This window comes from Streptomyces sp. ActVer, from assembly GCF_027270795.1.
Classification (GTDB): domain Bacteria; phylum Actinomycetota; class Actinomycetes; order Streptomycetales; family Streptomycetaceae; genus Streptomyces; species Streptomyces umbrinus_A.
The window spans coordinates 17,131-33,565 of the sequence record NZ_JAPWHT010000005.1 but is presented as its reverse complement, the minus strand read 5'-3'; the positions used below and the strand labels follow the sequence as shown (position 1 = coordinate 33,565).

34 protein-coding genes are annotated in these 16,435 nt (G+C 68.3%); 15 read left to right on the top strand and 19 right to left on the bottom strand.

Translation table 11 applies throughout. From position 1 onward, the window contains the following. The first annotated feature begins 73 nt into the window (after positions 1 to 73). Entirely contained in the window at positions 74 to 331 is a 258-nt protein-coding gene (locus O3Q52_RS01840; protein WP_269647003.1) for a GntR family transcriptional regulator, read from the top strand. 504 nt (positions 332 to 835) lie between these two features. On the opposite strand, the gene O3Q52_RS01830 is transcribed toward O3Q52_RS01840, so the two are convergent. Genes O3Q52_RS01830 through O3Q52_RS01820 form a run of 3 tightly spaced genes read right to left on the bottom strand, consistent with a single transcriptional unit; the run spans position 836 to position 1,405 of the window. Continuing rightward, entirely contained in the window at positions 836 to 1,048 is a 213-nt protein-coding gene (locus O3Q52_RS01830; RefSeq protein ID WP_269647001.1) for a hypothetical protein, read from the bottom strand. Continuing rightward, on the bottom strand, positions 1,045 to 1,224 hold the full coding sequence (locus O3Q52_RS01825; RefSeq protein WP_269647000.1) for a hypothetical protein: 180 nt from the start codon (positions 1,222 to 1,224) through the stop codon (positions 1,045 to 1,047). The genes O3Q52_RS01830 and O3Q52_RS01825 overlap by 4 nt, the downstream gene beginning before the upstream one ends. Position 1,225: 1 nt before the next feature. Then, positions 1,226 to 1,405 (bottom strand): DUF6003 family protein, encoded by a 180-nt coding sequence (locus O3Q52_RS01820; protein ID WP_269646999.1) that lies wholly within the window; start codon positions 1,403 to 1,405, stop codon positions 1,226 to 1,228. 78 nt (positions 1,406 to 1,483) lie between these two features. On the opposite strand from O3Q52_RS01820, the gene O3Q52_RS01815 reads away from it, so the two are divergent. Next, entirely contained in the window at positions 1,484 to 1,681 is a 198-nt protein-coding gene (locus O3Q52_RS01815) for a hypothetical protein (protein WP_269646998.1), read from the top strand. Positions 1,682 to 1,765: 84 nt separating this feature from the next. On the opposite strand, the gene O3Q52_RS01810 is transcribed toward O3Q52_RS01815, so the two are convergent. Genes O3Q52_RS01810 through O3Q52_RS01800 form a run of 3 tightly spaced genes read right to left on the bottom strand, consistent with a single transcriptional unit; the run spans position 1,766 to position 2,621 of the window. Continuing rightward, complete coding sequence (locus O3Q52_RS01810) at positions 1,766 to 2,056, bottom strand: hypothetical protein (protein ID WP_269646997.1); 291 nt, start codon at positions 2,054 to 2,056, stop codon at positions 1,766 to 1,768. A gap of 21 nt (positions 2,057 to 2,077) precedes the next feature. Then, positions 2,078 to 2,275, bottom strand: a complete 198-nt coding sequence (locus O3Q52_RS01805; RefSeq protein ID WP_269646996.1) for a hypothetical protein — start codon at positions 2,273 to 2,275, stop codon at positions 2,078 to 2,080. 4 nt (positions 2,276 to 2,279) lie between these two features. After that, complete coding sequence (locus tag O3Q52_RS01800) at positions 2,280 to 2,621, bottom strand: hypothetical protein (protein ID WP_269646995.1); 342 nt, start codon at positions 2,619 to 2,621, stop codon at positions 2,280 to 2,282. A 57-nt stretch (positions 2,622 to 2,678) separates the two neighbouring features. Between O3Q52_RS01800 and O3Q52_RS01795 the strand changes: the two genes are divergently transcribed. Continuing rightward, positions 2,679 to 3,017 carry a DUF6233 domain-containing protein gene (locus O3Q52_RS01795; RefSeq protein ID WP_269646994.1) on the top strand — a complete coding sequence of 113 codons (339 nt, stop codon included), beginning with the start codon at positions 2,679 to 2,681 and terminating at the stop codon, positions 3,015 to 3,017. 296 nt (positions 3,018 to 3,313) lie between these two features. Here the strand turns inward: O3Q52_RS01795 and O3Q52_RS01790 are convergent, their stop codons facing one another. From O3Q52_RS01790 to O3Q52_RS01770, 5 genes are all read right to left on the bottom strand, one after another. Beyond that, positions 3,314 to 4,345 carry a tyrosine-type recombinase/integrase gene (locus O3Q52_RS01790; RefSeq protein ID WP_269646993.1) on the bottom strand — a complete coding sequence of 344 codons (1,032 nt, stop codon included), beginning with the start codon at positions 4,343 to 4,345 and terminating at the stop codon, positions 3,314 to 3,316. Then, a complete protein-coding gene (locus O3Q52_RS01785) occupies positions 4,342 to 4,593 on the bottom strand; it encodes a hypothetical protein (RefSeq protein ID WP_269646992.1) in 252 nt (83 codons plus the stop codon). Before O3Q52_RS01785 ends, O3Q52_RS01790 begins: the two co-directional genes overlap by 4 nt. Positions 4,594 to 4,612: 19 nt before the next feature. Further along, positions 4,613 to 4,969, bottom strand: a complete 357-nt coding sequence (locus O3Q52_RS01780; RefSeq protein WP_269646991.1) for a hypothetical protein — start codon at positions 4,967 to 4,969, stop codon at positions 4,613 to 4,615. Positions 4,970 to 5,135: 166 nt separating this feature from the next. Next, on the bottom strand, positions 5,136 to 5,522 hold the full coding sequence (locus O3Q52_RS01775) for a hypothetical protein (protein WP_269646990.1): 387 nt from the start codon (positions 5,520 to 5,522) through the stop codon (positions 5,136 to 5,138). Beyond that, positions 5,515 to 5,919 carry a hypothetical protein gene (locus O3Q52_RS01770; RefSeq protein ID WP_269646989.1) on the bottom strand — a complete coding sequence of 135 codons (405 nt, stop codon included), beginning with the start codon at positions 5,917 to 5,919 and terminating at the stop codon, positions 5,515 to 5,517. Before O3Q52_RS01770 ends, O3Q52_RS01775 begins: the two co-directional genes overlap by 8 nt. A gap of 13 nt (positions 5,920 to 5,932) precedes the next feature. On the opposite strand from O3Q52_RS01770, the gene O3Q52_RS01765 reads away from it, so the two are divergent. Continuing rightward, a complete protein-coding gene (locus tag O3Q52_RS01765) occupies positions 5,933 to 6,436 on the top strand; it encodes a hypothetical protein (RefSeq protein ID WP_269646988.1) in 504 nt (167 codons plus the stop codon). Between the two features lie 243 nt (positions 6,437 to 6,679). Further along, the gene (locus O3Q52_RS01760; RefSeq protein ID WP_269646987.1) at positions 6,680 to 7,273 is read left to right on the top strand and encodes a hypothetical protein; all 594 of its coding nucleotides are present in this window, start codon (positions 6,680 to 6,682) and stop codon (positions 7,271 to 7,273) included. Positions 7,274 to 7,294: 21 nt separating this feature from the next. On the opposite strand, the gene O3Q52_RS01755 is transcribed toward O3Q52_RS01760, so the two are convergent. Genes O3Q52_RS01755 through O3Q52_RS01720 form a run of 8 tightly spaced genes read right to left on the bottom strand, consistent with a single transcriptional unit; the run spans position 7,295 to position 12,147 of the window. Then, positions 7,295 to 8,659 (bottom strand): hypothetical protein, encoded by a 1,365-nt coding sequence (locus O3Q52_RS01755; RefSeq protein WP_269646986.1) that lies wholly within the window; start codon positions 8,657 to 8,659, stop codon positions 7,295 to 7,297. Positions 8,660 to 8,674: 15 nt separating this feature from the next. After that, on the bottom strand, positions 8,675 to 9,028 hold the full coding sequence (locus O3Q52_RS01750) for a hypothetical protein (protein WP_269646985.1): 354 nt from the start codon (positions 9,026 to 9,028) through the stop codon (positions 8,675 to 8,677). Continuing rightward, positions 9,025 to 9,450 carry a hypothetical protein gene (locus O3Q52_RS01745; RefSeq protein WP_269646984.1) on the bottom strand — a complete coding sequence of 142 codons (426 nt, stop codon included), beginning with the start codon at positions 9,448 to 9,450 and terminating at the stop codon, positions 9,025 to 9,027. The genes O3Q52_RS01750 and O3Q52_RS01745 overlap by 4 nt, the downstream gene beginning before the upstream one ends. Continuing rightward, complete coding sequence (locus O3Q52_RS01740) at positions 9,451 to 9,819, bottom strand: hypothetical protein (RefSeq protein ID WP_269646983.1); 369 nt, start codon at positions 9,817 to 9,819, stop codon at positions 9,451 to 9,453. Between the two features lie 12 nt (positions 9,820 to 9,831). Then, positions 9,832 to 10,185 carry a hypothetical protein gene (locus O3Q52_RS01735; protein WP_269646982.1) on the bottom strand — a complete coding sequence of 118 codons (354 nt, stop codon included), beginning with the start codon at positions 10,183 to 10,185 and terminating at the stop codon, positions 9,832 to 9,834. Then, positions 10,182 to 10,739: a 3'-5' exoribonuclease gene (locus O3Q52_RS01730; protein ID WP_269646981.1), complete on the bottom strand. Its 558-nt coding sequence runs from the start codon at positions 10,737 to 10,739 to the stop codon at positions 10,182 to 10,184. The genes O3Q52_RS01735 and O3Q52_RS01730 overlap by 4 nt, the downstream gene beginning before the upstream one ends. Further along, positions 10,736 to 11,659, bottom strand: coding sequence for an N-acetylmuramoyl-L-alanine amidase (locus O3Q52_RS01725; protein ID WP_269646980.1), 924 nt, complete (start codon positions 11,657 to 11,659; stop codon positions 10,736 to 10,738). Before O3Q52_RS01725 ends, O3Q52_RS01730 begins: the two co-directional genes overlap by 4 nt. A gap of 2 nt (positions 11,660 to 11,661) precedes the next feature. Beyond that, complete coding sequence (locus O3Q52_RS01720) at positions 11,662 to 12,147, bottom strand: hypothetical protein (RefSeq protein ID WP_269646979.1); 486 nt, start codon at positions 12,145 to 12,147, stop codon at positions 11,662 to 11,664. Between the two features lie 225 nt (positions 12,148 to 12,372). Here O3Q52_RS01720 and O3Q52_RS01715 point away from each other — a divergent pair, with 225 nt between their 5' ends. From O3Q52_RS01715 to O3Q52_RS01670, 10 genes are read left to right on the top strand one after another with little or no spacing between them, the layout of a single operon-like run. Further along, entirely contained in the window at positions 12,373 to 12,819 is a 447-nt protein-coding gene (locus tag O3Q52_RS01715) for a helix-turn-helix domain-containing protein (RefSeq protein ID WP_269646978.1), read from the top strand. Then, a complete protein-coding gene (locus tag O3Q52_RS01710) occupies positions 12,816 to 13,400 on the top strand; it encodes a hypothetical protein (RefSeq protein WP_269646977.1) in 585 nt (194 codons plus the stop codon). Before O3Q52_RS01715 ends, O3Q52_RS01710 begins: the two co-directional genes overlap by 4 nt. After that, positions 13,387 to 13,596, top strand: a complete 210-nt coding sequence (locus tag O3Q52_RS01705) for a hypothetical protein (protein ID WP_269646976.1) — start codon at positions 13,387 to 13,389, stop codon at positions 13,594 to 13,596. The genes O3Q52_RS01710 and O3Q52_RS01705 overlap by 14 nt, the downstream gene beginning before the upstream one ends. Further along, on the top strand, positions 13,593 to 14,126 hold the full coding sequence (locus O3Q52_RS01700) for a DUF6221 family protein (protein WP_269646975.1): 534 nt from the start codon (positions 13,593 to 13,595) through the stop codon (positions 14,124 to 14,126). Before O3Q52_RS01705 ends, O3Q52_RS01700 begins: the two co-directional genes overlap by 4 nt. After that, entirely contained in the window at positions 14,119 to 14,706 is a 588-nt protein-coding gene (locus O3Q52_RS01695; protein ID WP_269646974.1) for a hypothetical protein, read from the top strand. Before O3Q52_RS01700 ends, O3Q52_RS01695 begins: the two co-directional genes overlap by 8 nt. Further along, a complete protein-coding gene (locus O3Q52_RS01690) occupies positions 14,703 to 15,299 on the top strand; it encodes a hypothetical protein (RefSeq protein WP_269646973.1) in 597 nt (198 codons plus the stop codon). Before O3Q52_RS01695 ends, O3Q52_RS01690 begins: the two co-directional genes overlap by 4 nt. After that, the gene (locus O3Q52_RS01685) at positions 15,296 to 15,655 is read left to right on the top strand and encodes a hypothetical protein (protein ID WP_269646972.1); all 360 of its coding nucleotides are present in this window, start codon (positions 15,296 to 15,298) and stop codon (positions 15,653 to 15,655) included. The genes O3Q52_RS01690 and O3Q52_RS01685 overlap by 4 nt, the downstream gene beginning before the upstream one ends. Beyond that, positions 15,652 to 16,002: a hypothetical protein gene (locus O3Q52_RS01680; protein ID WP_269646971.1), complete on the top strand. Its 351-nt coding sequence runs from the start codon at positions 15,652 to 15,654 to the stop codon at positions 16,000 to 16,002. The genes O3Q52_RS01685 and O3Q52_RS01680 overlap by 4 nt, the downstream gene beginning before the upstream one ends. After that, a complete protein-coding gene (locus O3Q52_RS01675; protein ID WP_269646970.1) occupies positions 15,999 to 16,160 on the top strand; it encodes a hypothetical protein in 162 nt (53 codons plus the stop codon). The genes O3Q52_RS01680 and O3Q52_RS01675 overlap by 4 nt, the downstream gene beginning before the upstream one ends. Beyond that, entirely contained in the window at positions 16,157 to 16,363 is a 207-nt protein-coding gene (locus O3Q52_RS01670; protein ID WP_269646969.1) for a hypothetical protein, read from the top strand. Before O3Q52_RS01675 ends, O3Q52_RS01670 begins: the two co-directional genes overlap by 4 nt. Positions 16,364 to 16,435: the final 72 nt, after the last annotated feature.

Here is a 16,435-nt window from a genome sequence, read left to right as displayed (position 1 = left end):
TTGGACCTTACTACCCCATACCACCCCCGGGGGTAGCTATGGCAGGTCACGGGTGCCGGGCTAGCGTCCGAACGTGATCATCGACCGGGAAGGGCCCGTTCCTCCGTACCTGCAGATCGTCGCCGACCTTCGGCGGAAGATCGAGGACGGCACGATTCCCCCAGGTCGCCGCATTCCCTCCACCGTCGAGATGGAGCAGGAGTACAACGTCGCCCGCGACACCCTCCGCAAGGCGACCAAGGTGTTGAAGGATGAGGGCCTCGTCGAGTCCGTTCAGGGCATGGGCCTGTACGTCGTTGACCCCGGCAAGCGGACACCCGTAGAGGGCTGACCGCTGTCAGAGGCTCGCCATAGACTTGCCGCATGATCCCCCCACCCCCAACTCCTGGTTCCCTACGGCCTGCTGCCGTGGTGAATGAGGAGATTCGCGCGCTTATGGCGGAGACGGGGACGTGGCTGTGGGGGCCGACCCGGGTGCGGTACGAGCAGTTGCGGGACGAGTGGGTGGAAGCCGTCCGGGCCGAAGTCGTCGAGGCGGCATGACGCGCCGAAGCCCCGCACGGCGGCGGGGCTTCGGCTATCTGTGAGCGGGGCGACAGGGGCCGCTCTTGAGGCTTGCGGAGCCCGCCAGCACTGCGGCCCGTGGGCCGGGGCTGGTCATCCCTTCCCCTGCGCGTCGCCCCTATGTGGGAGCTCCTGCGGCGATACGCCTACATGGAGTGTAGCGACCCCGCACCCTGGCCAGTCATGCACGGGACGCCCCTACGGGTGAGGGTACGGTGACACGGCGACGCCCCGCCTGCTTGCTTCAGGCGGGGCGTCGTGTTGCTCGCGGTCAGGCGTTGGGGATCTCGTCGGCGGTGACGGTCTCGAAGTGCCACCATCGGCCGCCCTCCCACTGCATGACCCTCGCGGTGTCCGAACCAGCTTGGAGAGCCGCCCGCACGTGCGCGAACGCCTTGGCCTCACTGGTGTGCTCGACCTCGGCGAGTTGGGTTCCGTTCTGGGTGAGGATCACGCGCCACGGCTTGCGGGGTCGCTGACTCATTCGTCCTCCACGTTCCACCAGGCGTTGACGTTGTTGGAGACGTGGACGTCGAGAACGTCGTCGGCCCACGCCTCCCGCTCCTTCTCGCTCATCGTGTCCCAGCCGTCGGGGAGCGGGACGATGTCCTCGTCGCTGAGGCCGCCCATTGCGACGCCGATCTTCAGGACCTTCGCCATGTCAGGTCTCCTCCTTCAGGATGCGGTCGATGGTGGTGCGGGCGATGCCGGTCAGGACGTGGATTCGGTGCTTACTGATCCCGGCGGCGCGGGCTCGGCGGACCATGTCGTCGCGGCCGTCCATGGTCGCCCGGAAGTCGGTCAGCTCCTTCTCGGAGGCGGCCCGTCCATCGCTCATCATGCATCGAACGCTACATGTAGCACACGCTACAATCAAGGGGTGGCGAGTGCTCCCGGACGAGCGACGTAAGATCCCCCGGTGACCATCGACATCCCCGACACCCTGATCGCGCTGGAGACGACCGCCTGGGAGGAAATCCGGGCCGGACGACTCACCGTGAAGACCGCAGCAGCCGTACATCAGGGCGTCGTCGCGTTCGCGGAGGCCAGCGGAGAGGCGCGGCTCGCCGTCGAGGAGCGGCTGAAGCGGATCGTGCGGCACGGCGAGACGGGCTGACAGCAGCAGGCCCCGCGCGGGCATCACTCCGGCGGGGCCTCAGCAGCAACAACCCGACTGGCTAGTCAGTGTGTTGACCTCAGTCTACGAGCCGCCACCGACAACGCGGGGGCGCGTCGACAGGCGGTACTCGCCCTCGACGAACTCGGCGGTCACTGGCGTTTCGCCGCCGCGGCATTCCAGACAGTCGACCAGCGACCAGTTCGCCGACAGCCGCGTGCCCTCACTGGAGCCGCACTCTGCGGCAGCCTCGCGGCCACGGGAGCCCTCGCGACTGCCCAGGAAATGCGTCAAGCCATCTGCCGCAGCAGGGATGAAGCCCTGCGCGCGAGCCACTCCGTCATGCAGGGCCGGGTCGAATGCGGGGCGATCCATGCCCGCCAGGATGGCAGAGCGCTACGTCTCGTCGGGCCGGGTCGTCAACGTCTCGCCGGTCTCCTCGTCGACGAGGGTGACCCGGGCGCCGGGCAGGTCGCCCCAGCTCCCCACCCAGACGGGCAGCATGTCCTCCGCCGTCGCCTGCTTCGCCCACCAGCCGTGCATCACCGGCCGGGTACCGGAGTGGAGCGTGAGGTGAAACCGCTGATCGTCCACAGGCTCAGTCTGCCCGACCGCTGGCGATGACCCGCATGCGCAGCCCGGACTCCTCGGCCGCCGCCTGCAGCACCGACAGGGTCTCCGACATCGGCACCGGCGGGCGTTTCGGACGGGCTGCGATGACGGCCATGGCGTGGTCGCGGCACTGGTCCAGCCAGCGGTAGCCCAGCCCCGGGACGGTGATGATGCGCGTCGTCCACGCCGGGTTGCCGCACGCCGAACACTGCACTGGGTCGAGCCCGATGCGGTCCCACAGCTCCGGCGGGCGCGGCCGGGGCGGTGGCGCCGGCTTCAGGTCGGCAGGGTCGACGCCGAGGAACGCCAGCAGCTGTACGTCGTCCATGCCGCCTCCCGGATCCCCGATGTGCTGGTGGAGATCCTAAGCCATAGAATCGAACACGTGAACGACCAGCCCGCCACTCGACTCGACATGCTGCGCTTCCTCGAACGCGTCCAGGAACGCGACCTCCGGCGCACCCGGCAATGGATCGCGGTCGAAGAGCAGCGGCAGGTGGAAGTCGAGCGCGGCCAGCAGCGGAAGCCGCCCCCGCCCGACTGGCTGATCGAGCAAGGGCTCAACGGCGGTGTGCCCGTGTACGTCCACGTCGGCGGCTGCCACATGGCCGGCAAGCGCAGCCGGGGAGTGACGCGGGAGCAGGCCCGGTATGCGCTCGCGCAAGGGGTCGACGCGTGCACGCACTGCCGGGCCGATACGGCGCTCGGGGTGCTCGACGGGTGAGTCCGGCCGCTTGGCCTCCCGTGGGGAGCCGGGAGGAGCGGCGGGCCCCGCCGAGCTCGCAGCTACTGGCGGGACCCGTACCAAGCACCCTGCACCACAAACCGGCCACCACGGAAGGCGTCGGCCGGAACTAACCCCAGACGAGCGAACTGTCTCAGGCGTGACGTGCGAGAGCCCACCCCCGGTGATATCGGGGGCGGGCTCTCTAGAGCGCCCAGGTCAAGACGCGTCTCCCGCTGCCCGGTTGGCGCCGGGCGGCTATCTCCAGGATGGCAGAGCAGGGCGGCGAAAACTCATCACAGCCCGATGTCCTCGCTGGCGGCATCGGTCCACTTGTCGGCTTCGCGGATGTACCCCCAGAAGGCGGGGCTGTTGTCGGCGTGCCCTGATTGGGCTCGGATCTTCTCCTCGCGCTTGCCTGCCCGGCGGCTGGTGGTGATGAACCCGGCTCGCATCGAGTGGCCGGTGAGTCGGACGGCGACCCCGGCGCGTTCGGCGTTGCGGGCGATGATCTCGCGGACGGCTTCCGGGGAGAGTGCGTGGTCGCCGAGCTGGCCCCAGACGGTGATGGGCAGGAAGGCGGGCCCGTTGGTGATGCCTGCGGCGGCGCGCCAGGTGAGCCACGCGCGGACGGGGCAGGTGTCGACGTTCTTGCCGTAGCTGACGACGACGTCTCGGGGCGGGCGCCCTTTGACGGCGGGGACGTGGACTTCGAGCCCTTGGCTGACGTGGACGATGGTCTCGGCGCGGAGTTCGGCGACTTCGGCGGAGCGTCCGGCGATACCGAAGGCCATGAGCCAGAGGGCGCGGTCGCGGAGTCCGGCGAGTCCGTCGGCGACTGCGGCGTTCATCTGCCGCAGCTGCTCGGGAGTGACGGCAGCGGCCTTGCCTCGACCTCGCGCCATGCGCTCGGGGTCGTTCTTCAGCGGCTTGAGCGCCTGCCGGGCGGCGACGGTCGCGGCCTTGGGGACTTCAACGCCGAGCCCGCGCGCAGTGACGGTGACTCCGGTGATCCGTCGGTCGATGGAGGTGGGCGCGGCTAGCTTGATGGTGTCCAGCCAGACGACGAAGCCGACGAGGGTGCCCTTGGTGACGTTGGTCGACGCGAGCGGGTGGCCGGTCTGTTCGCCGAGCCAGCCGTGGAACTCTTCCCAGAGCGCCCAGTCGTTGGCGTAGCCGCGTTTCGTGTTGTGGGGGCGGATGGCGTCGAGGTGCTTCTCGGCTGCCTCTTCCATGGCGTGGAGGACGGCGAGCGTCGCAGCGTCGTAGACGGCGGGGGTGGCGTCCGGCTGACGCGGGACAAGCGCGTCGGTGCTCTCACTGCTCATCGTTCAGCCGCCCTTCGGCATGAGGCCAGGGGCGTCATGCGTTGGACGTTCCAACGTGAGGCAGTCAGGACGCGTCGCCCGTTATGGCACGTGTCCAGGAACAGGCCCATCTTGTTGTCGTCGACGAACCCGCAGCGGGTCTGACCATCGGACGGCCGATAGCAGAAGACGTGCTCGCCGACGGTCGGCACGTAGCCGGTCGAAGTGGGATCGCCAGGCAGCGAAGCCATGAACTCCTCAGCGCTCATCGGTCTCCTGCCGTCTGGGTCATGGGGCGGGCCATGTCAGTCCGTTCATGTCGTCGCAGTCGCCGTTGTGGTCGGGGTCGAGTGCGCAGAAGATCTCTCCTGCGACGGGGTGCGTGTCCATGCCGTCGCAGGTGGGCCCGGTCGGGTAGTGACGCTCCTTCCGAGCGTCGGCGTCCCGTTCGGCTTTCTCGCGTGCTCGACGGGACTCCCAGCCTTGATGGGCGGCGTCGGACCGGCGGCGGCGAGCTTCGGGTGTGGAGCGGCGTTCTTTGCGAATCCGTTCCTTCTCGGTGCGGTGTCTAGCAGCGGCAGCGGCGAGCTGCTCGAACATGCCGCCGACGACGTCGTAGACGTTGGTCGGGTCGGGGGCGTTCATCGCTGCGTCTCCGTCCTCTGGTGCGAGACTCCCGTGTCCGGCTCGCCGCAAAGTTCTTCAGGCGGGACCTGCCCGGGCTCAATCATCCACGTGCCCGGTACGCGCATACGCCGCTCGTCCCACACGTCGATCTCCATCTCCGGCTCCAGTGGGCCGTAAGGCGCGGTCATGCACTCGCCGCCATTCGTGCGCGCTCGTACCGCCGTCGGGCGACAATGAACGCCTCGTCGCTGCCGCCCCGGTCGGGGTGTGCGGCGGCCATCGCGGCCTTCAGTTCGGTGACCGACTGCGGCTTCGGACGGGTGGGAATCTCCGGCTCGGTCAGATGTAGTCGGCGGAGCGTGTAGCCGTGGTAGATCTCCCCGTCGGCTTCGATCTTCTGGCGGTCGACGTAGCCATCACGGTGGCCCCCGGTGGAGTACGTGAAGTAGATCCGCTTGGCGGTCTTCTTGGTGATCTGGTGGCGGAGGATCTGGTAGTTGCCGCATGGGCCGTCATCCCAGTTCGCGTCCCAGAGTTCATACAGGTACTCAGCGTGTTCCAGGTCAGCCACGGTCAGCCTCCTCGTCGATGCGCTCGTGCTCGCTGGATAGGCAGAGCACGCAGAACTTCGTATGCGGGCCGGAATGCTTCACGCGCTCAACTCGCTGCGGCCCCTCGTCGGCTTCGGGCAGGCACGCGGAGCACGGGGCGTGCGTCCACGTGGTGCGCTCCTCGTTCACGAAGAACGCGTCCGGGTCGAGACCGGAGCCCTCGCAGCGCTCGCAGTCCGGATCGGGCTCGCGATGCGACTGCGGGTCGGCTTCGGCGAGTGCTTCTGTCGGGTCATCAGGCATGGTTAATTGTACCGGTTTTTCGCCCGCGATATGGCATGTTATCGAGAGTCGCGCTTTCGACTTGGTGCACCAAAGAACCGTCGACGACACCTCTTCCGAGAGCGAACGCCACACTTACGATCTCTGCATGAGCACCGAGAACCTGACCGTGCTGGCCGCCGCCATCCTCGCTGCGGTCGTTGCCATCGCTGTGCCGTGGTTGGCGTTCCGGTACGCGCTGCGCCAAGAGCACGCGCGCTGGCTGCGCGAACAGCGCTCGATGCTCTATGCCGACATGCTCGTCGAGGCCCTTGCCGAGCAGCAGTGGTGCCGATACGTCATGTCTTCCCGGGAGACCCAGTCCATCGCCCCTTACGACGACCTTCGGCTGCCACCCCTTGAACGTGCACGCCTTGGCGCCCGCGGGACCTCAATCGGCAGCCGCGAGGTCAATCAACTGTTCAACGAAGTAGGGGCCGTGGTCGGTCGCTTGCACATGGCCTACAGCCTGGACCAGATCGACCGGGACGCAGCCCAACTGCAGCTACGCATGCAGGGCGGCGCAGCCTTCGATCGACTCGAAGCGGCGATTCGCCAAGAGCTTGACGCGGACCGACCGCCGGCGCGCCTGGGCCGGCGCATCCCGAGATGACCATTCGGCCTCGGATTAGCACCTGAGGGAACGTTATGCGCTAGGTCTCGCCAGCCACCCACGACGACGAAGTGCCCCACCCTCCCGAAGGGGAGCGGGGCGCTCAGCGTCTGGGACCACGCGCGGCACGGCGGCGGTAACACCGTTGCACCCCATGTGCTCTACGGTGTCCCGACGAGCACAGCCTTGGGGGTATTCATGCGCGTCCGCGCAACAGTCACAGCCGTCCTGATCATCGCCGCCTTGACCGCCTGCAGTAGCGGCGACGGCAAGGAAGACTCCGGCACCAAGCCCGACGTGGCCACCACACCCAGTCAGACCAAAGGGAAGGTCGACTGCGGCGACGAGTCACTCAGTCAGGCCGATTGGGCGGAGCATTGCTCCGGAGAGTCTGGCACCGGAGGCGACGGGACCGAGGGTCAGACGACGGGCCTGAAGTTCGGCGAGTCGTACACCTGGCCCGACGGCCTGAAGGCCACCGTCGTCGAGGCGAAGGTTTTCACCGACTACGACCCGGACTTCGAGTCCGCCGAGCCGGGAGAAACTGACTTCCGGGTGAAGTTGCAGCTGGAGAACGGCAGCAAGGCGGCGGTTCCGCTCGACGACCTGTCGCTCATCATCGAGGGCACGACGAACGGCGGTCAGGCCGCGTCCACATCCTTCGAGAACGGGTCAGAGCCGCTCGAGGGGCGTCTCGCAGCGGGCCGCACGGTGACGAAGACGGACGACAACGTCCTCGAGACGAAGTACGGCAAGAAGATCGTCGTCACCGTGCAGCGAAGCAGTGAGAACTTCGACCTGGAGTTCCCCGAGTTCGAGGGGCAGATCACGGGCTGACCACGGCAGGCGGGCCCGGCGCTACGTCCAGGTGCCCGGCTCCCCGCCCGCAGTGCACAGATGCCAGTCGCCCGCAGAGTCGAGGACAACGTCGCCGGTCGCCCACGTGTCCGCAACAGGGGCGCCCGCGCTGTTCTTGAACCCGGCGAGCCGGATGCTCGTCAGCCCGTTCTTGCCGCCGACCGCGGCCACTCCGGTTGCCGGGTCCAGTTTGTGCACGGTGGCGCCGTACAGGGCCGTCACGATCTCGACGGGGCCCGCTACCTGAACGTTCTGCGCGTCCGCGCTGAGCCGGAAGTACGCCCTCTGGTCTCCGTTGAAGCCGGTCCCGGACCAGTTGGAGACGATCAGGTCGGCGCCGGTGGCCTCCAGGTCGAGGGCGGATCCGCCGCGCCGGAAGCGGTAGCCCTTGCTGGTGTCGGACACGGTGAGGTCGCCGTTGGCGACGTGCGCGTCTCCGTCGATCTGGAGGCCGCCCAGCCATGCGGTGCCTTGTTCGATGGCGGTGACGCGGGTCAGGCAGTCCTGGACGAATCCGTCGAGGTCGGTGACGGCGGTATTAAGGACGCCCAGGTTGGCGGTGGTGGCGAACTTGGTGTCCGCCCAACTGCGGTCGCCGTGCGGGTCCGTGGCGCCGGCGTGCGTGGTGATGGCGGACGTCGCGGTGCCTGCGGTTTCGGCGCCGATGTCCGCGGGGGCGATCGCGTCGGATCCGCCGGTGGCGTGGGACGTCTTGTGGGCGGTCGGCGTGCGGGAGTTCGTGGTCGTGGGGTCGGTGGAGCGCAAGGCAATGTCGGCGCCGGCTCCTGCCGCTCCGAGTGCGGGCTGCGGCCCGGTGTCTCCGGTGTCGCCCTTCGGACCCTGGGCTCCCGTAGCCCCCGTCGGTCCAGTCGGCCCGACTTCGCCTTGTTCCCCTTGTACGCCCGCGGCTCCGCCTGGCCCGGTGACGCCCGTAGCGCCGGTCGCTCCCTGCGGGCCGACGGGGCCTGTCGGTCCCGGTACGGCAACGTAGTCGGGGGTGTCCGGGTCGAGCTCCTGAAGCTCGGCCAGGTCCACCTCGTCGGGCGCGCCAGCGAGGGTGAAGTAGAAATCGCGGGGCTGGCCGCCGCTGGGGTTGATGATGGCGTGCCACAGCCAGCCGGCCGGGTTCGATCCGGCCGCGCTGTTGTCGAGGAGTTCGACGCCCTCGGTCTCACCGACGGCGAGCCGCCCCTGGTCGTCGAGCTGGTAGGTGCCGCCGCCGGTGAACTGAACGGGTGTGCCGTCGATGACGATGGCGGGCACGTTCGGTGAGAGCCGCACAGTGCCGGAGGCGGCGCCCCCGCCCGCCGGGCTCGTGACGGTGAGGCGGACGAGCTTGGTGGGGGTGCCGTCAGGGAAGGGCATGCCGCACTCCAGTTCTCATACGTCGATGTGGCGGATGTAGCGGGCGGCCCGTTCCGACATCGGCTCCGCGGCAGGCGGCTCCAGGCTCGCCTTCTTGATGTGCGTCACCAGCGACCGCACCCGGTGGAGTAGCCAACTGATGGCCTCGTCCTGGTCGGTGATGCGTTCCCGCTGCTTGTCCGCGTCCTCTTCCTGCCGCTGGACACGCTTCTCCAAGCGCTCGATGGCCTTGCCCTGCTGCTCGGTGACTGCCGTGAAGTCGTCGCGGCGCTCCTGACGCTTCGTGCGACGGGCCGAGCGCGCCGACACGACGCCGCCGACTGCCGCCACCGCGGCCATGCCTGCCTGGACCCAGGTCTCCACCGTCATGCGTTACTCACTCTCTTCACGCCGGGCGGCTCACGCCATCCGGCCACAACCAGCACCGGGACGGCGATTACGCCCCACACCACGGCGGCAACCCAGCCTCTCGGGAAGTCGCCTGCCAGCCACGTTGCCAGGTAGGAGACCATCCACGGCAGCACGATGAGCGGGAGGGCCAGGAAGCCGGGCCAGTCGAAGCCCTGCGGCAGCCATGCCGACACGACCGCTACGAGTCCGGTGATCACCCACAGCCAGCCCCACACGTGCAGCGACCACAACTCAAGGAGCGGCTCAAGGCCTCGCTGGTCGGGTTGCGGAGACACGACTTGCGCATAGCCGTACAGGGCCCACACCGTTCCGTAGGACAGGAGGATGGCACCGCGACGACCGAGCTGGCGGCCCAGTCGCCGGACGGCACGGCGCGGCATTCAGGCTGCCTTGACGGGGCTGGCCGTCTCGATCGGCAGCTCCGGAACCGGTGCGGTGACCTCCTTGTGGATGACCAGCGCCACCACTGCCTCGACTACGAACATCCACAGCGCCTGCGTCTCGGCAGGCATCTCCAGGCCGAAGGCGAGGAACAGCGCGATGCCACCCTGCGCGAGGTTCACGATGGCCGCGCCGGCTGCTCCGGTCTTGAGGACGAAGGCGTTGATGACGGCCACGACGAAGGAGAGGAACGCCATGAGGGCGCCCTGCTCTGCGTCGGAGATGTTGAAGCCGTAGGCGGCGGACAGCTTCAGGGCCACGGCGATTGTGGCGAGGATGTAGACCGGTTCCCGGCCGAATACCTTCATGACGGTTGCCTTTCAGGCGGGTTGTGCGAGTTGGCGGCAGCCGATGACGGTGCCGGTGGAGTTGCGGACTTCGCGGTACGGGACGAGGAGGTCGTCGCGTTTCGCGGCGAGGCCGAGGGCGACGGGCAGGGAGACGATGTAGGAGACGCCGTACATGCGGGGCGGGAGATCTTGGGCGTGCCCGTACTCGACGAGTTCGACGGGGATGCCGTCGCGGTGTTCGGAGGTGAGCGGCACCATGCCGAGGCGTGCGGGGGTCTGCTCGGGGCTGATGATGCGGAGCAGGCCGGGGTCGAGGTCGTCGATGCCGTCGGGGCGGTCGTCGGCGTACAGCCGGATCGGGTGCGGGGTCAGGTTGAGGATCACGCCGGACTCCGCGCTGCCTGCTCCTTGAGCCAGCGCCGCACGACCTGATTGTGGCGGGCGTCGGCGAGAGCGTTGTGTTCGCCGGACTCCTGCTTGGGCAGGTCGTCCCAGGCGAGGCCGAGGCGTGCCCGCTCCTGCTGGATGTCCCGGGTGAACATGGGGACACCCTCGGGTAGGTCGATCATGCGGCCCCAGAGTTGGGCCAAGCAGACGTGGTCGTAGGCCCCGTAATTCGCCCACAGCTCTACGCCCGGCCCCGCCTTGAGGATGAAGTCCGCAACCTCGTTGGCGATTCGACCTCGGGGCTTCACGCGATGGTCGGCGTAGTGGAAGAGCCACCGCTTCGGCATGTGGATTCGCTGGTCTCCGTGCCCCTTCGGCAAGCTCGGAACGACGTTCTCCATCAGCCACTTGTCCTTGCGGATCTTCCGCACGGGCATGTCCCGGTTCACCGCGTAGTACTCGCGGCCGTCGTCGCAGACCATGCCAATGGAGATCAGCTCGATGGTGTGGCCGTCCTCCAGGAACTCCAGGTCGTAGTCGATGCCCGTCACGCGATCACCGCGAATCCGTGCCTCTTGCCGAGGCGTTCCAGCGATGCCCGTCCGGGGATGCCGTCGGCGGCCGTGCTGGTGTACCCGCCTCCGGCGGCCGAGCGCTGCCACTTGGCGTAGGCGTCGACTGTGGTGGTGCCGTAGTGGCCGTCCGAGTAGGTCTTGGCCAGCAGTCCAGCGTCGACGAGCGCGGCCTCGACGGTGCGCACCCCGGCATAGGTGACCGGGGCCCCCGCTGCCGTCGGGTTCGATTGGGCGGCGGCGATGAGCTTCGACAGGTCGACGACCGGCTTGACGGGCACCGGGAGCGGCTTCGGGGCGGTGACGGTCTTCCCGAGGCGGCCGTCGATGCGGGCCCGCATGCTGTCCATCGTGAAGCCCAGCGGGTCGACCTTCCCTGGCTGCCACTCCTTGTGACCGATGACGGAGCGCTCCGTCCACCCGTGATGGCGGCAGATCGCTGCGGACACCCGCTCGATGGCCAGCAGCTGCGCCTCCGGCCAGGGGTCCTTGCCGTTGCCGAGGTTGATGCACTCGAAGCCGTAGAAGTGCCGGTTGCCGTCGACGGTGGCCTCGTTGTCCGCGGGCAGGGTCTTCTCGTCCATGACGGCGCGCAGCACGTCGTCGTCGCCGAGCCCTGCGTGGTTGGCGCGGCCGTAGCCGACGAGGTGGACGACGCCCTGCTTGTCGATGACGCCGTGACAGAGGGGCCCGGGCAGGCCGGAGTAGCCGTCGCGGCAGATCTTCACCGAGGCGTCGGTGCCGGAGGTGACGGTGTGGTGGATCATCACGCCGTAGACGGGACCCCACGGGCCCTTCGAGTTGCGGTTGCGCGTCTCCCAGTTGCCGACCTCGACGACGGTGAGACCTTCAGCTCTGAGGATCTGCGCGAACTTGGATGCGGTGGGCGGTGTGGCCATGGTCAGGCCTCCTGGGCGGGGTGGATGGAGAGTTTGAACTCGGCGAAGGTCAGTCGTCGGGCTCGGGTGTCGCCGTTGTAGACCTGCAGGGCGATCGGCGTGCCGGGGTGCACAAGCATCTGGTGCGTGTAGGTGGCTCGTTGGGTGCCGGGGGTGGGTGCGCGTTCGTCGGTGGCGGTTGCGTCCCAGCCGGTTGTGAGCTTGAGCGGGTCGCGGACGAAGCGGGCGCCGTATTGGCGGTAGGTGCCGGATTCCCAGCGGACCATTGCGGTGAGGATGCCGAGGCCGTCGACGGCGGGCCAGATGAGGCCGGCCCGGTCGTCGGTGCGCCAGTCGGTGATCGGCTTCCCGATGGGTTGGGCGACTTGGTGCATGCGGTGTTCGTCCCAGGACTCGGCTGTGCCGAAGGGGAAGCGGACGGTGTGGTAGCCGTCGGCTGGGATCGTCTGTGGCTGGTCGAGGTGGAGGGAGCAGTAGGGGATGGTCACGGGGTGGCCCTTTCACCGGGGTTGCGGGTTCGGGTTCACACCGAAACCGCACGCACCTTTGAATCATAGGCCAAAGCCTGCACTTCACCTATGAATCCAAGGCATACGGTACTCTGCGGCTCGGGGAGGTCTACCGGTCCTTGCCCTCCCTGATCGCGGCGGGCCTCTTCTGGCAAGGGGCAGGCCCGCCGCCACCCTTGCCGCCACCCCTGCCGAGGAGCACCGATGCCCCCACCGATCGAAACCCGGGCCGCCGCCAACATGCGGCGCCTCCGCGAAGCCCGCGACATGACCCAGATCGAACTCGGTGAGCGCGCCGCCAAGCTCGGACACACCATGAATGAGCAGCGGATCTGCGGCCTGGAAGCCGGACGCCGGCGCATGAACGTCGCCGATCTTTCGGTCGTCGCCGCAGTCTTCGACGTCACCTGCGAACAACTGCTCTCCCCCGACCCGGACGCCCTCTTCGGGACTCCCCCAGCCGTGAGCTACGCGGTGACGGTCGACGGCGGAATGACTCAGGTCGTGACAGCGGACCGCACTGAGGTCGACCCGGACGGCTGGCTCAACTTCCATCTGCGCGGCGAGCGGGTTTTCTTCGCCCCCGCCAGCCGCGTCCTCTGCGTGCAAGTCGCGGGCGGCTCAGGCAACAGCAAGGAGGGCGGGTCGTGACCGACCGGACGTCCACCGACGCCGAGCCCGCGGACCTGCCGATGGAGCTCAACGTGATCCGGCTGGAGACCGCACTCCATCTGATCCGGTTCTCGCTGGATAGGTTCATTCGGGCGGGCTTCAAGCCGTCTCCCGAGTATTTGCGGGATCTCCTCGACCGGATCACGGACGATCCCGGCGACCCGTGCGACCGCGATCAGCAGTACGCGCGGGCAGAGGCAGCCGAGGCGACCGTCGCCCGTGTGCGCGCAGAGTCGGCCCGCATTCGGGCCACCACCCGCACGTGGGAGCCCGTCGCCGACCTCATCGACGCAGCCCTCGCCGGGCCGGTCCGGGAACAGCGGGAGCGCCCTGTTCACCCGGACGGCACCCCGTACCGCTACCACGAGATCGTCGCCGAAGGCTGGGGCCACTGCGACGGCTGCCGCATGTGGTCGACGGCCACCCCTGAGCGGCCTCACGAATGCTCCGAGGCGTACATAAAGGGACCCGTCATCGCCACGGCCCGCATTGCGCTGGACGTGACGCCCGGCGGCAGCGTCACCATCGACGGCAAGGAGATCAGCGATGACGCACGATGACGCGACATCTCAGAGGGTGGCCCTGGTGACGCAGGCCTGCATGGAGGCATCGGAGACGATCGCGCCCATCCTGGACTCCGCCGAGGGCGTCAAGGCCAACATGGTCGGGCGTGGCTGGAGCGAGGTGAACGCCGAGCAGGTGGCGACCACTTATGTGCAGGGCATGCTGAAGCGGGTCATCGAGGTGGCGACGTGAGCCGCCCTCCGAAGAAGCTCTCGCTCGACGCCTGCCGGACGAACCCGGCCCCGGTGACGGCCGCCGAGTACGACGTCACGCCCGGCCTGCACGAGTGGATTGAAGGCGAGATCAAGCGGCGGGAAGAGGCGGCGCAGGACGCCACCGAGGGGCCGTGGTCTGCCGAGCACCCGGAGGGGCGCTGGGGTGACGATCCCGAGGCTCGGCTGATCGGACGCGGCAAAACCCTCGGCACCCTGAGCAACGACTACAACGGGCACCTCAACGCCGACCACATCGAGCTCAACGGCCCCGACGTAGTCCTACGCCGCTGCGCCTCCGACCGGAAGATCCTCGCCGCGCTCCCGTACACGACGAGAGTCATCAACCCGGGGTACGGCGCACAGTCGGCCGGGTTCGGGTGCGAGACCTGCCATGACTGGGACGGTGTCCCCGAAGGGCGCGGGAACTGCGCCACCATCCTCGCCCTCGCCGAAGGCTACGGACTCGAACCGGCAGACGAGGCGGACGTGGAGGCCATCCGTGGCTGAGCAGCTTGAGCGCGTCACAGGCTTCGTCGACCCGAAGACGGGCCACAGCTTTGCAACTGGGCCGATCGCCGAAGTCGGCCGCAAAAACGGACAGCTCTACTTCGTCATGCAGCAGCACCCCGACCGGGAAGGCCGAGCCATGGATCTCCATGCGTGGATCACCGGACAGGTCGCCCTCACTGAACGACTGCTGGACGAGAAAGAATGGCCGCCCAGTCAAGCCGAGGGCGTCCGGCTTCGTTGCGAGTCGGACCGCCGCATCCTGGCGATCCATCAGGCTGTCAGTGACGGCTACTCGCAGCCCTTCTGTGACGGCTGCGGTACGGCAGGGATCTGCGACGACCCGGTCACCGAGAACATCAATGACTGCCCCATCCTGCTCGCCATCGGTCACGCGCACGGCCTCACCCCGGAGATCCTTGCGACTCTTCACCGGCCGCAGGCGCCCGAGCGTCCCCGCGCCGAGCCGAGCGTCATGGGCAGGGCTGCGGCCGAAGTGTGGGGAGAGCAGATCCTCGCCAGCCTGCGCGACGTACCCGCCGCACTACGCGGACCCAACTGGAAGGCAGGCGACGCGTGAGCGACAGCCCTCAACCCCTGCCGGACGCTGACCTGTTGGCCTGGTCGGTGGTGCTGGAGTATCGGGCACAGCAGCAGCGCGACAGGATCGCGATCTTGCTGCTGCCGTTCCCGCCTTGCCCCACCTGCGGGGAGACCGTCCTGAGCGTGGAATCGTCGCGTTCGTTCCAGCGGGACCTCGACAGCCAGCGGCTCATCATGCGGCCGTGCGAGCACGTCTACGCGGTCACCGATGACGACATTCAACGCGTCCAAGGCCACGCGGGCGACATGCTGTCGGCGATGAGGGCAGTCGATAACGGCTGGGGAGGTGAGCGCGCCTGGACCACCGCCGAAGTCGCCCAACAGGCCGAGGCCCGCATCGGAAAGCCCGCGCCAGTTGGCTCCGATCCCGGAGTGGATCGGCAGGCTGTGGTCGTCCTCTCCGCTCTCCATCGCAGCGCTGAGTCTGATGTGTCCCGTGTCAGCGCCCTATACGAGCGGTGGGTCAAGGCCGGACCGCCGCCGCTCGGGACGTCCTTGTCCCGCTGGTGGGATCGGCGGCTCATCGAACTGCACGACGCCATCAATCCGACCGAGGAGAAGCCCCGATGACCATTGCTGTGGATTTTGACGGCGTGATCCATAGGTACGGCAACGGCTGGCACGACGGCACGATCTACGACGACCCGATGCCGGGCGCCCTCGACGGCCTCAACGAGTTGATGCGGCGCGACGCCGTGTTCATCCACACCAGCCGCGACCCGCAATCCGTCGCCCTATGGATCGTCGAGAAGCTCGGCATCACCGCCACCTGGGAGATGGAAGGCGCCCGACCCCACGAGTTCTGGAACGAACGGGGCCGCGTCCTCGTCACCAACCGGAAGCTGCCCGCGCAGGTGTACATCGACGACCGCGGGCTGCGCTTCGAGAGCTGGGAGCAGACCCTGGCCGCGCTGGATACGCCGTGACTGACCCCGTACTCGAACGCCTCAAGGGTGAGGGCAGCGTCATCGACATCTACGCCGTCGGTGCCCTCTCCGACCTCTCGTTCTTCGTCCACTCCATCGATCGGCCCGCCGCGCGCCGCAAGTTGCGGTACGCCGCAAAGGGCATGCTCGACCGCGCTCGCCGCCGGGAATGGCGTGCGCTGCGCAGCTACTTCAACGGCTACCTCGCCGAGCATCCGACCCTCGGGTCGCGAGCGGGGCATGGCTGGACGCGCGGTAGGGCGGCGCGCGACCTTGCCCGGCATTTGATCCTGGAGGAGCGACTCAAGGAGGTCACCCGCCTGATCGACGGATTGAAGAAGCCGTGATCCGTCGCGTCGGGCACACGGCTCTGCTGCTCGTGCTCGCTGTAGGCGCTTGCGTGATGGTCGTCTTTTTCAACGACCGGGATCCGCAGGTGGCGGTGTGCGCGCTGGCCGCGTGGTGCTGCTTCCTCGTCGGCATCTGGAAGGCGCCACGACCATGACCGAGCCCGACGCCTACGACCGCTTGCTCGCCATCCTGGACGGTGTGCGGGAACGGGCAACCAACTCCCGCCAGGAAGACTTCAGGCTCACCGGCCGCTGGAACCCCGAGTCGCAGCGGGTCGCCTACCTCTTCGGTAAGGCGTACTGGTGGGACGCGGATGCCGACGGGCGGCTCGCCCTGCGGCGCGCAGACTGGATGTGAGTCTGGCGGAGGCCCTGGGTTCAACCCAACCCGGGAGCACGGGGTTCGCGCGGGCCTCCGTGGACCACCCGA

Bases quoted from the DNA above. Each gene is read 5' to 3' on its own strand.
- O3Q52_RS01825 (WP_269647000.1), bottom strand. From the start codon at position 1,224: ATGGCGAAGGTCCTGAAGATCGGCGTCGCAATGGGCGGCCTCAGCGAC.
- O3Q52_RS01670 (WP_269646969.1), top strand. From the start codon at position 16,157: ATGACCGAGCCCGACGCCTACGACCGCTTGCTCGCCATCCTGGACGGT.
- O3Q52_RS01780 (WP_269646991.1), bottom strand. From the start codon at position 4,969: ATGAACGCCCCCGACCCGACCAACGTCTACGACGTCGTCGGCGGCATG.
- O3Q52_RS01820 (WP_269646999.1), bottom strand. From the start codon at position 1,405: ATGATGAGCGATGGACGGGCCGCCTCCGAGAAGGAGCTGACCGACTTC.
- O3Q52_RS01750 (WP_269646985.1), bottom strand. From the start codon at position 9,028: ATGACGGTGGAGACCTGGGTCCAGGCAGGCATGGCCGCGGTGGCGGCA.
- O3Q52_RS01740 (WP_269646983.1), bottom strand. From the start codon at position 9,819: ATGAAGGTATTCGGCCGGGAACCGGTCTACATCCTCGCCACAATCGCC.
- O3Q52_RS01765 (WP_269646988.1), top strand. From the start codon at position 5,933: ATGAGCACCGAGAACCTGACCGTGCTGGCCGCCGCCATCCTCGCTGCG.
- O3Q52_RS01830 (WP_269647001.1), bottom strand. From the start codon at position 1,048: ATGAGTCAGCGACCCCGCAAGCCGTGGCGCGTGATCCTCACCCAGAAC.
- O3Q52_RS01755 (WP_269646986.1), bottom strand. From the start codon at position 8,659: ATGCCCTTCCCTGACGGCACCCCCACCAAGCTCGTCCGCCTCACCGTC.
- O3Q52_RS01685 (WP_269646972.1), top strand. From the start codon at position 15,296: ATGACCATTGCTGTGGATTTTGACGGCGTGATCCATAGGTACGGCAAC.
- O3Q52_RS01745 (WP_269646984.1), bottom strand. From the start codon at position 9,450: ATGCCGCGCCGTGCCGTCCGGCGACTGGGCCGCCAGCTCGGTCGTCGC.
- O3Q52_RS01715 (WP_269646978.1), top strand. From the start codon at position 12,373: ATGCCCCCACCGATCGAAACCCGGGCCGCCGCCAACATGCGGCGCCTC.
- O3Q52_RS01725 (WP_269646980.1), bottom strand. From the start codon at position 11,659: ATGGCCACACCGCCCACCGCATCCAAGTTCGCGCAGATCCTCAGAGCT.
- O3Q52_RS01785 (WP_269646992.1), bottom strand. From the start codon at position 4,593: ATGAGCGCTGAGGAGTTCATGGCTTCGCTGCCTGGCGATCCCACTTCG.
- O3Q52_RS01810 (WP_269646997.1), bottom strand. From the start codon at position 2,056: ATGGATCGCCCCGCATTCGACCCGGCCCTGCATGACGGAGTGGCTCGC.
- O3Q52_RS01800 (WP_269646995.1), bottom strand. From the start codon at position 2,621: ATGGACGACGTACAGCTGCTGGCGTTCCTCGGCGTCGACCCTGCCGAC.
- O3Q52_RS01790 (WP_269646993.1), bottom strand. From the start codon at position 4,345: ATGAGCAGTGAGAGCACCGACGCGCTTGTCCCGCGTCAGCCGGACGCC.
- O3Q52_RS01705 (WP_269646976.1), top strand. From the start codon at position 13,387: ATGACGCACGATGACGCGACATCTCAGAGGGTGGCCCTGGTGACGCAG.